The sequence below is a fragment of the Rhizobium sp. P1_B8 genome (genome assembly GCF_056406515.1).
Genome location: NZ_JBFTZZ010000018.1, coordinates 73,950 through 84,430, shown reverse-complemented (window position 1 = coordinate 84,430; position 10,481 = coordinate 73,950). Strand labels below are relative to the sequence as shown.

The 10,481-nt window shown below is 61.1% G+C and carries 10 protein-coding genes and 1 tRNA gene; 9 read left to right on the top strand and 2 right to left on the bottom strand.

Annotation, left to right across the window (positions count from 1 at the left end):
- Positions 1-10: 10 nt before the first annotated feature.
- The 5 genes from AC1D2N_RS22120 (at position 11) to AC1D2N_RS22100 (ending at position 3,828) form a co-directional block, all read left to right on the top strand.
- Entirely contained in the window at positions 11-187 is a 177-nt protein-coding gene (locus tag AC1D2N_RS22120; protein WP_012759201.1) for a hypothetical protein, read from the top strand.
- Positions 188-192: 5 nt separating this feature from the next.
- Entirely contained in the window at positions 193-1,146 is a 954-nt protein-coding gene (gene xerD, locus AC1D2N_RS22115; protein ID WP_113543687.1) for a site-specific tyrosine recombinase XerD, read from the top strand.
- A gap of 62 nt (positions 1,147-1,208) precedes the next feature.
- Positions 1,209-2,162, top strand: a complete 954-nt coding sequence (locus AC1D2N_RS22110) for an acetyl-CoA carboxylase carboxyltransferase subunit alpha (RefSeq protein WP_018448126.1) — start codon at positions 1,209-1,211, stop codon at positions 2,160-2,162.
- 197 nt (positions 2,163-2,359) lie between these two features.
- Positions 2,360-3,598 (top strand): L,D-transpeptidase family protein, encoded by a 1,239-nt coding sequence (locus AC1D2N_RS22105; RefSeq protein WP_018448127.1) that lies wholly within the window; start codon positions 2,360-2,362, stop codon positions 3,596-3,598.
- 5 nt (positions 3,599-3,603) lie between these two features.
- Complete coding sequence (locus tag AC1D2N_RS22100) at positions 3,604-3,828, top strand: sulfurtransferase TusA family protein (protein ID WP_018448128.1); 225 nt, start codon at positions 3,604-3,606, stop codon at positions 3,826-3,828.
- Between the two features lie 99 nt (positions 3,829-3,927).
- Here the strand turns inward: AC1D2N_RS22100 and AC1D2N_RS22095 are convergent, their stop codons facing one another.
- Complete coding sequence (locus tag AC1D2N_RS22095) at positions 3,928-5,106, bottom strand: CobW family GTP-binding protein (protein ID WP_130653181.1); 1,179 nt, start codon at positions 5,104-5,106, stop codon at positions 3,928-3,930.
- Between the two features lie 18 nt (positions 5,107-5,124).
- A complete protein-coding gene (locus tag AC1D2N_RS22090; RefSeq protein ID WP_018243814.1) occupies positions 5,125-6,258 on the bottom strand; it encodes a D-alanyl-D-alanine carboxypeptidase family protein in 1,134 nt (377 codons plus the stop codon).
- A gap of 157 nt (positions 6,259-6,415) precedes the next feature.
- Here AC1D2N_RS22090 and AC1D2N_RS22085 point away from each other — a divergent pair, with 157 nt between their 5' ends.
- From AC1D2N_RS22085 to eutC, 4 genes are all read left to right on the top strand, one after another.
- Positions 6,416-7,579 (top strand): M20 aminoacylase family protein, encoded by a 1,164-nt coding sequence (locus AC1D2N_RS22085; protein ID WP_018517244.1) that lies wholly within the window; start codon positions 6,416-6,418, stop codon positions 7,577-7,579.
- Positions 7,580-7,633: 54 nt separating this feature from the next.
- Positions 7,634-7,710, top strand: a tRNA-Arg gene (locus AC1D2N_RS22080).
- Between the two features lie 562 nt (positions 7,711-8,272).
- A complete protein-coding gene (locus tag AC1D2N_RS22075; RefSeq protein ID WP_113543690.1) occupies positions 8,273-9,709 on the top strand; it encodes an ethanolamine ammonia-lyase subunit EutB in 1,437 nt (478 codons plus the stop codon).
- A complete protein-coding gene (gene eutC, locus AC1D2N_RS22070; RefSeq protein WP_130653182.1) occupies positions 9,706-10,452 on the top strand; it encodes an ethanolamine ammonia-lyase subunit EutC in 747 nt (248 codons plus the stop codon). Before AC1D2N_RS22075 ends, eutC begins: the two co-directional genes overlap by 4 nt.
- The last annotated feature ends 29 nt before the right edge of the window (positions 10,453-10,481 follow it).

Genomic DNA, 10,481 nt, shown 5'->3' with positions numbered 1-10,481 from the left:
GAGTTGCTGAATGCCGACCCTGTTCCGTTTCCTGTTCGTCTGCGCGATCCTCGCCGGGACGGTCTACGGAGCGATGCTGGCGCTTGTGACCTTCGTGGAGCCGCAGCAGCGCGACGTGACGATCCGCATTCCGTCCGAGCGGGTCAATCCGCCCGCCACGGGTGCGATCGACACGACCAGGAAGTGACCGGCATGGTGGATCTCGGTCGCGTCCATGTGGAATCCTTCCTGGAGATGATGAGCGCCGAGCGGGGTGCTGCCGCCAACACGCTGCAATCCTATGAACGCGATCTCGACGATGTCAGATCCTTCCTGAAGGAGCGCAGCATACGGCTTACCGAAGCCGCCTCCGCCGATCTTGCCGCCTATCTCTCCTCACTCGCCGGAAAGGGCTTCAAACCCTCCTCGCAGGCGCGCCGGCTTGCGGCCATGCGGCAGTTCTACAAGTTCCTCTATGCCGAGGGCCTAAGGACCGACGACCCTACAGGCATTCTCGATGCGCCGAAGAAGGGCCGCCCGCTGCCGAAGACGATGGGTGTCGAGGAGGTCGGCAGGTTACTTTCGCAGGCCGAGGCCGAGGCGGAGGATGCGGCTCCGGGCCAGTTGCACCGCCTGCGCATGCTGGCACTGCTGGAGCTGCTCTATGCCACCGGAATGCGTGTCAGCGAACTCGTTTCGCTTCCTGCCCGCGTGCTCGATCAGGAAGGCCGTTTCCTGATGATCCGCGGCAAGGGCAACAAGGAACGGCTGGTGCCGCTGTCGCAATCGGCGATATCAGCCCTGAAATCCTACGGGCGCCTGCTGGCGACCGAAAATGCAGCAGCGAAGGAACCGCCGGAAAGCGCCTGGCTGTTTCCCTCCGCCTCGAAGGAGGGATATCTGCCGCGCCAGGTTTTTGCCCGCGACCTCAAGAACCTGGCGATCCGCGCCGGCCTGACGCCGTCGCTGATCTCGCCGCATGTCATGCGCCACGCCTTTGCCAGCCACCTGCTGGCCAACGGCGCCGATCTGCGCGTCGTACAGGAACTCCTCGGCCATTCGGACATTTCGACCACGCAGATCTACACACATGTCCTCGAAGAGAGGCTGCAGCAGCTTGTCCAGACGCATCACCCCCTTGCCAAACAGGCGAAAAAGCACGAATAGGACCGGCGACATGGGGCGGAGCCAGGAAAACGCCCCGGGCACAAGGAACGGAAACGCACCTCATGCACAATTATCTCGACTTCGAAAAGCCGATCTCCGACCTCGAAGGCAAGATTATCGAGCTGAAGAAGCTCGCGACGGAAGACGAGAGCATCGACACCACCGATGAGATCGGCCGGCTGGAGGTTCGCGTCCGTGAGGCGATCGTCGAAATTTACTCCAAGCTCAATCCCTGGCAGAAGACGCAGGTCGCCCGCCATCCGCAGCGCCCGCATTTCGTCGATTACGCCAAGACGCTGTTCCAGGAATTCACGCCGCTCGCCGGCGACCGCAAGTTTTCCGAGGATGCAGCGATCCAGGCAGGCCTTGCCCGCTTTCGCGGCCAGCCGGTCGCCGTCATTGGCCAGGAAAAGGGCAACGACACCAAGAGCCGCATCAAGCACAATTTCGGCAGCCCCCGTCCGGAAGGCTACCGAAAGGCGATCCGCATTCTTGAAATGGCCGATCGTTTTGGCCTGCCGGTGATTTCGCTGGTGGATACGGCAGGCGCCTATCCCGGCGTCGGCGCCGAAGAGCGCGGCCAGGCCGAGGCGATTGCCCGCTCGACGGAAATGTGTCTCGGCGTCAAGGTTCCTCTCGTCTCCGTCGTCATCGGCGAAGGCGGCTCGGGCGGCGCCATCGCCATTGCCACCGGCAACAGGGTCTACATGCTCGAGCATTCGATCTACAGCGTCATCTCGCCCGAAGGGGCAGCCTCCATCCTTTGGCGCGATTCCACCCGCGCCCGGGAAGCGGCGACCAACATGAAGATCACCGCTGAAGACCTGAAATCGCTCGGCATCATCGACGGCATCATTTCCGAGCCGCTCGGCGGCGCGCATCGCGATCCCGACAGCGTCATTGCCGCGACCGGCGATATGATCGCCAATGCCCTGGCCGAAATGGCGTCCCGTTCCGGCGAGCAGTTGCGCAACGACCGCCGGCAGAAATTCCTCGCAATGGGCCGCAATCTCTAACAGACATTCGGCTCTTCGCCGATTGGGGCCAAATCTTGGCCACATTGATGTTATCTGTAACACTCGCGCTTGCGGGGACGTTCGTGGCAAAGTCATAGGCTGGTAAGGGTTTATAAAGTATAAGCGGCCTATGATTCCTTCTGATGCCCGGACTCCATAGGCGGACCGGGTGGCACTATCTTTATGGGCTAGTTTGGATGCGCATACGTCATTTTGCCTATATTTCCCTCATGGCGCTGGCTCTGTCCGGCTGCAATGACGCGTTGGAAACCGCGCAGGTCGATCTTTCCAAGGTCAAGAACAAGGTCGAGCAGCCGCTTCCCGGCCACATCCTCGCTCAGATGTCCGCCAAGGGCATGGACCGCAATTCGCCGATCATGATCCGCATCTTCAAGGAAGAAGGTGCCATGGAGATCTGGAAGGCGAAGACCGACAACCGTTTTGACAAGATCGCCGATTACAAGATCTGCGCCTGGTCCGGCCGTCTCGGCCCGAAGGTAAAGACCGGCGACCGGCAGGCGCCGGAAGGTTTCTACGACCTGACGCGCGCCAACCTGAACCCCAATTCCAAATATTATCTGGCGATCAATACCGGCTTCCCGAACCGCTACGACGCGGCGAACGGCCGCACCGGTTCCGATCTGATGATCCATGGCGCCTGCTCCTCCTCCGGCTGCTATTCGATGACCGACCAGCAGGTGCTGGAGATCTACGCCTTCGCCCGCGACGCTTTCAAGGGCGGCCAGGCGACGGTGCAGCTGCAGGCCTTCCCCTTCCGCATGACCGCGGAAAACATGGTCAAGCATCGCCTCGACAGCAGCTACGACTTCTGGAAGATGCTGAAGGTCGGCTACGACAATTTTGAAGTGACGAAGCGCCCGCCCGAGGTGAATGTCTGCGAGAAGAAATACGTCTTCAATCAGCAGGCAACCGACGGCGGCGCCTTCAACGCCGCCGGCAAGTGCCCGGCTATGTCGACGCCGCCGGCGCTGACCGCAGCTCTCGCCTCCTACGGCAAGACCTACGATGCCGATTATGCCAAGGCGATGAGCAAATTTGACGGCATGGCCTGGTACGATCCCACCGAAGCCGAGCGCAAGGCCGTGGTCGCCAAGACGCGCAAGGGCCGCGAACTTGCTTACGCCCCGACCGGCACCTCGCTGGAAGCCGGCCGCATGGTCAAGGTCGCCGAACTCGAAGACCTGATGGCCAAGCGCACCGCGCAGGGCCTTGCCGCCAAAAGCGCGCCTGGCGCCACGCCTGCAGCACCTGCCCAGCCGCAGCCAATGGCCGTCGCTGCCGCGACACCTGCGGTCGTGCCGGTGCCGATGCAGAACCCGATGCAGAATCCGCTCGCCTACACGGCTCCCGAACCGCAGGAAACGGCAGAGGCCGCGGCAAAGAAGCCGTTCTGGAAGTTCTGGGCGCGGAACTGAACGGCTTGACCCCCGTTCTCTACGACCTTCGCGGCCTGAAATGCCCCTTCCCCGTGATCAAGACACGCAAGAAGCTCGCCGCCATGGCGAGCGGCACGCTCATTCGCGTCGACACCACCGATCCGCTTGCTGTGATCGACATGCCGCATTTCTGCAATGAGGACGGCCACGAACTGGTCGAGACGGAAAAGACCGAAAGCGGCCATCGCTTCCTGATCCGCAAGCGCTAAAGCGCGTCGCGATCTTTCAGATTCGCTTCCCGCGCTTTAGCTCTTTGTTTTACGCATGTCGTTATCGCAAAACCGCTGCACACTTTTGCGCGACATGCTCTAAATTCTGAGGCCGGGAATGGCGAGCGGATTGTCGGAGAGCGCCGCACGATCCGGCATATCGATGCGCGGCTTGCCGAGGAAGGCGTCGAAGAGATCCTTCACGAAGGCTTCCGGCAGATCCCTGGTGATCAGCACCATGCGTGTGCGCCGGTCTTCCCCCGGCCAGGCGGGGAGCCGCACCGGCGGATGGAAGATGCTCTGCACCCCATGCAGCACGAGCGGCCGATCCGGCCGGTCGGAGACCGACACAATCGCCTTCATCCTCAACAGCTTCTCGCCATGGGCCGAACGCAGCAGATCGATGAACATCTCGAGCGCCATCGGATCGATCGGCTTCTCCTCAATGATCGAGAAAGAGCGGATCGAGGCATCGTGACGATTGACGTCATGCGGATCCTGATCCGCATGAGCGTGATGGTGATGGTGATGGTGATGGTGGTGACCATCATGATCATGGCCATGATCGCCATCACGACCGTGGTCGTGATTGTGATGCGCCTCGTGTGCATCCTCGTCCTGCAGCCAGCGGCCAACATCGGCAATCTTCGTCGCCGGATCGTAGAGCCCGTTGACCAGTACTGCGGCACTGCCGGCATCAGTGCTGTCGGCATCCATCATCACGGCACGCGGATTGAGCGCCCGCAGGCGCTTTTCCAGCCCGTCCGTCGCCTCGGCTATCGACTTTTTCGAGACGATCAGCCGGTCGGCGACCGCCGCCTGCTTGCGCGCTTCCTCGTGATTATCGAGCGTCTGCAGCCCATTCACCGCGTCCACGACGGTAACGACGCCGTCGAGCTCGAAATTCGTGGCGATGACGGGATTGCCCATGATCGCCTGCATGACCGGCGAAGGATCGGCAAGGCCTGTTGTCTCGATGACGACGCGCTTGACCGGCTTGACGCGGCCCGTCTGCACCGCGTCCATCAGGTTCGCCAGCGTATCCACCAACTCGCCGCGCACGGTGCAGCAAAGGCAGCCGTCGGACAGCTCGATGATCGAATCGCCGGAACTTTCGACCAGGAGATGGTCGATGCCGACATCGCCGAATTCGTTGATGATGACGGCCGCATCCTTCATCACAGGGTCTTTGAGGATGCGGTTGAGCAGCGTCGATTTGCCGGCGCCGAGAAAGCCGGTCAGGATTGTGACCGGAATCCTGTCGTTGAGCGCGCTCATGTCATCTACCTTAAAAGCTTAAAAGGATGTCGGGCGCGGCATCGGCACCGGCACGTTGGCGAGCGTTCCCGCGGTATCGCCCCGTGCCATTTTTTCCGGCTGCGCAGCCGGCTGCGGATCCTGGCCCGGAATCAGGCCGGCAAAGACGAATTGCGGATCGTGGTCCATCGGCTGGATATAGGGTGACTGCACCCTCATGCGGCCGACCTCGTCGCGCGTTTCGCTGCGCACCTTGGCGCCCTTGGCGCTGCAGATATCGGCGCTGATGTCGGTCACCTGGTCCTGTCCCGACCCGTAGGGTCTCAGCGAACCCAATGTGTCGTTGCTGGCAGGCTGGGTGGTGAAACCCTTCTGCAAAAGGTTCGCCGTCGCATCGGCGCGCGCTGCAAGGCTATCGGTGCCAAGCACGACGGAGACCAGCGTGCGGCCATTGCGCGTCGCCGAACCGATCTGGTTGAAGCCCGAGGCGCAGATGAAGCCGGTCTTCATGCCATCGGCGCCGGCGAAGCGGCCGATCAGCATGTTGAGGCTCGGCACGTTCTGCTGGCCGGTGGTGAAGCCCTCCAGCGCGAAGTAACCGGCATATTGCGGAAAATCGCGGCGCAGCGCCACCGTCAGCACCGCAAGGTCACGCGCCGTTGTATACTGACCCTTGCCGGGCAGGCCGTTCGGATTGACGAAATGCGAATCCGTCATGCCGAGCTTCAGCGCCTCGCCGTTCATCCGCGTCACGAAGCCTTCCTGCGTGCCGCCGATGGCTTCGGCGACCGCGACCGCGATGTCGTTAGCCGATTTCACCATCAGGATCTTCAGCGCGCTGTCGAGCGTCAGCTTCTGGCCCGGCTTGAAATACATCTTGGCGGCAGGCTGCGCGGCGGCGCGCTTGCTCATGACGATCGGCGTATCGAGGCTGATCTGCCCGGCGCGGATCGCATCGAACACGGTATAGACGGTCATCAGCTTGGTCAGCGAGGCCGGATACCATTTGCGGAAGGCTTCTTCATGCTCGAGCACGCGGCCGGTCTGCACGTCGACGAGAATATGCGGATTGGCCTGGGCAAGCGAAACGGAGCCCAGAAAAACGGCAGTCGCCGCTGATACGAAAGAAAGCGGCCGCAAGGCAGCAAACAAACGGAAGTGGCGCGTCGACACGGTTCGTCCTTCAGATATCAGGAAAATCTCGAAATCTTCCCCTATTTAGCCTATATGGCTATGACATGGCAAAGGTCATTGACTAAGTAATTTCCACAGCCTCACACCCTTGTGATGCGATGAAAGATTGTCGAGATTTCATAACAGGAACGCCGATATGCCGATTTTGAACAGAGCCGCGGAGTTGCAGGACGAGGTCGCCGAATGGCGCCGCCATATTCATGCCCGGCCCGAGCTCCTCTTCGCGGTGGAAAATACGGCCGCCTTCGTCGCCGAAAAACTCAAGGAATTCGGCGTCGACGAGATTGTCACCGGCATCGGCCGCACCGGTGTCGTCGGCCTGATCAAGGGCAAGGGCGAAGGCTCCCGCACGGTCGGCCTGCGCGCCGACATGGACGCCCTGCCGCTCACCGAGATCACTGGCAAACCCTGGGCTTCGAAGACGCCGGGCAAGATGCATGCCTGCGGCCATGACGGCCACACCGCCATGCTGCTCGGCGCCGCGAAATACCTGGCCGAAACCCGCAACTTCAACGGCAATGTCGCCGTCATCTTCCAGCCCGCCGAAGAAGGCGGCGGCGGCGGCAATCTGATGGTCAAGGACGGCATGATGGAGCGCTTCGCTATCGAAGAGGTCTACGGCATGCACAATCTGCCGGGCCTGCCGGTCGGCCAGTTCGCCACCCGCAAGGGCGCGATCATGGCGGCGACCGACGAATTCACCGTCACCATCAAGGGCCGCGGCGGCCACGCCGCCCAGCCGCACCGGACGATCGACCCGATCGCCATCGGCGCCCAGATCGTCGCCAACCTGCAGATGATCGCCTCGCGCAGTGCCGATCCGCTGCGCTCGGTCGTCGTCTCGGTGACCAAGTTCAATGCCGGTTTCGCCCATAACGTCATTCCGAACGATGCGACCTTCGCCGGAACGGTCCGTACCCTCGACCCCGAGGTGCGCACGCTCGCCGAGACGCGGTTCCGGCAGATCGTCGAGGGATTGGTTGCGGCCCACGGCGCCGAGGCCGAAATCAGCTTCCACCGCAACTATCCCGTCACCGTCAACCACCCCGATGAGACCGAGCATGCGGTCGCCACCGCCAGCGCCATCGCCGGCGCGGCGAACGTCAACGCCGAGATCGATCCGATGATGGGCGGCGAGGATTTCTCCTACATGCTGAACGCCCGCCCCGGCGCCTTCATCTTCATCGGCAACGGCGACAGCGCCGGTCTCCACAATCCCGCCTATGACTTCAACGACGAAGCCATCGCCCACGGCATCTCCTACTGGGTCCGCCTCGCCGAACAGCGCCTCGGCCTCTAGCAACAATTAAGGCTTGGCTTCACGCCAAGCCTTTTGTATGCATGGCACTCAAGTGGTCCCGTAGCTCAGCAGGATAGAGCACCAGATTCCTAATCTGGGGGTCGCGCGTTCGAATCGCGCCGGGATCACCAGTCAATCAGATGGTTATCTCCCTTGACCGAACGCACGTTCCTGCAGACATGCAAGAACGCAATAATGATGTCATGAGAAACCGGCCTTTGATCGGCAATAGCGAGGCCAAGTGTCGCGCTGAGGTCGCACACCGAGCTCTTGGGACGAAGAAATTGGCGATCGACTGGACTCATTCAGCTGGCTAGTTTTTCAACATCGGCGTCGATCCACGGTCAGTTCGCTCAAAATTGACGATCGCGTCTCAGCACAGACTGCCCCACCGAACAAGCACCTCGTGCCAGAACCACGGGATCAGCACGATCAACGAATATTTTCGCAATCAGCGTTGAGCCGGGCGCAAATGTGCGCATATCGGAGCATGTTATCGTAATGTGGATACAACCACCCTAAATTGAAAACAGTCGCTGCGAGAGGCGAGCTGCGTAAGCGGTCATAGCCCGCCATGCAGAGCCGGTTGCCTTCGTACGTTAGCCCACTAAATGGCACGCATCTTGCGTTGCTGGATATGGGGCCGAGCAAAAACATGCTCGGCGGAAGCCGGCGAATGCCCACAAAGGGTGGATGGGCATTGAGGATAGGCTGATCGACGGCCAGGAGCAGATGACAACATATTCGATCGTTCTAGGACGCGAACGCCATGTCTTTCAGGATCTGAAATCAGTATTGGCTTGCGCTTCGCCGCTGAAATCAGGTGACGTGCTGGCCGGGATCGCAGCGTCGAGCAATGAGCGGCGCGTGGCCGCCCGTTACCTGCTCGCGGATATGCCTCTCAAGACCTTCCTGGAGGATCTCGTCATCCCATACGAGGTCGACGAGGTCAGTCGACTGATCGTCGACCGCCATGATTGGATGGCGTTCGCGCCGGTATCTCATATGACGGTCGGTGAGTTTCGCGATTGGCTTCTCTCCTACGACGCAACCTCCGAAAAACTGTTCGCCATTGCACCAGGCCTCACCCCCGAAATGGTCGCGGCGGTCTCCAAGATCATGCGCAACCATGATCTGATCACCGTCGCCGGCAAATGTAAGGTGGTCACGGCCTTTCGCTCCACGATCGGTCTGCCCGGCCGACTATCGAGCCGCCTTCAGCCCAATCATCCCACCGATGATCCTGAAGGCGTTGCCGGCTCGACGCTCGACGGACTTCTTTATGGGATCGGCGATGCGGTCATCGGCATCAACCCGGCTACCGACAATCTTGAAGCCTGCACAAGATTGATGGTTCTTTTCGACCGGCTGCGCGAACGGTTCGATATCCCGACCCAATCCTGCGTACTGACCCATGTCACCACGTCAATCAAGGCGATCGAGGCTGGAGCGCCGCTCGATCTGGTGTTCCAGTCAATCGCCGGCTCGGAAGCCGCCAACGAGGGTTTCGGCGTCGATCTCGCCATCCTCAGAGAAGGCCAGCAGGCAGCACTTTCCATGAAACGCGGCACGGTCGGAAACAATGTCATGTATCTGGAGACCGGCCAGGGCAGCGCTCTTTCGGCCGACGCCCATCATGGTGTCGACGAACAGACGGTCGAGGCGCGGGCCTATGCCGTTGCACGTGAACTCAATCCGTTGCTCGTCAATACGGTGGTTGGCTTCATTGGCCCCGAATATCTTTTCGACGCCAAGCAAATTATCCGCGCCGGGCTCGAAGATCATTTCTGCGGCAAACTGCTTGGCGTGCCGATGGGGGTCGACGTTTGCTACACGAACCATGCGGAAGCCGACCAGGACGATATGGACAATCTGATGGTGTTGCTGACTGTCGCGGGCGTCAGTTTTCTGATCGCAGTGCCCGGCGCCGACGACGTCATGCTCAATTATCAGAGCCTTTCCTACCACGATATTGTCGGCCTCAGGCACCAGTTCAATCGTCCGCCCGCTCCGGAATTCGAAGCCTGGCTTCATCGCATGGGCATGCTTGATCACACGGGTCGTCTTGCGCCGGCCAGCGCCTCGGGTGCCTTTTCCCGCAATCTCTTGAGCTACAGGGCATCGGCATGAGTCCCTTCGAACGAGATCCGTTTGCGCGGTTCCGCAACGCCACACGCGCCCGGATCGGGCTTGGAAGGGCCGGCGACGCGCTGCCGACATCGGCAATTCTCGACTTCCAGCTTGCCCATGCCCGGGCGCGGGATGCCGTGCATGGGCACGTGGATTTTGTCGCCCTTGCCAAGCAGCTTGCGCCCGTGCCGACGGTCCGGATTCGGTCTCGCGCCAAAGACCGTACGATCTATCTGGCGCGCCCGGATCTCGGCCGCCAGACCAACGCAGACGATCTCCCGAACCCAGGCGCTCGTTACGATATCGCCTTCATCATTGCAGACGGGCTTTCGGCCTCGGCGGTCGAGCACCACGCGGTGCCGCTGTTTAAGGCATGCATGAAGCGTCTCGGGGGCTTCAGCCTCGCCCCGGTGATATTGGGCGAGCAGGCGCGGGTGGCATTTGGTGATGAGGCGGCGGCGGCGTTTGGTGCGGAAGTCGCCATCGTGCTGATCGGCGAGAGGCCGGGACTAAGCGTGCCTGACAGTCTCGGCGCCTACATCACGTTCCGACCGCAATCGGGACGGCGGGACAGCGAGCGCAACTGTATTTCAAATATTCATGCCGACGGGCTCAGCTACGAGATCGCAGCGGACAAGATCGTTTGGATCGTCCGGGAGGCGCTTCGCTTGCAGCTGACCGGTGTCGATCTCAAGGAAAATGCCGAAGGCGCCATAGAAGCGCTGCCACACCAAGAAACATAAAGTTCAATCTACAAAAAAGGGGAACAATC

Excerpts from the sequence above, each read along its gene's own strand:
- AC1D2N_RS22120 (WP_012759201.1), top strand. The coding sequence starts at position 11 with ATGCCGACCCTGTTCCGTTTCCTGTTCGTCTGCGCGATCCTCGCCGGG.
- xerD (WP_113543687.1), top strand. The coding sequence starts at position 193 with ATGGTGGATCTCGGTCGCGTCCATGTGGAATCCTTCCTGGAGATGATG.
- AC1D2N_RS22110 (WP_018448126.1), top strand. The coding sequence starts at position 1,209 with ATGCACAATTATCTCGACTTCGAAAAGCCGATCTCCGACCTCGAAGGC.
- AC1D2N_RS22105 (WP_018448127.1), top strand. The coding sequence starts at position 2,360 with ATGCGCATACGTCATTTTGCCTATATTTCCCTCATGGCGCTGGCTCTG.
- AC1D2N_RS22095 (WP_130653181.1), bottom strand. The coding sequence starts at position 5,106 with ATGAGCGCGCTCAACGACAGGATTCCGGTCACAATCCTGACCGGCTTT.
- AC1D2N_RS22085 (WP_018517244.1), top strand. The coding sequence starts at position 6,416 with ATGCCGATTTTGAACAGAGCCGCGGAGTTGCAGGACGAGGTCGCCGAA.
- AC1D2N_RS22075 (WP_113543690.1), top strand. The coding sequence starts at position 8,273 with ATGGGCATTGAGGATAGGCTGATCGACGGCCAGGAGCAGATGACAACA.
- eutC (WP_130653182.1), top strand. The coding sequence starts at position 9,706 with ATGAGTCCCTTCGAACGAGATCCGTTTGCGCGGTTCCGCAACGCCACA.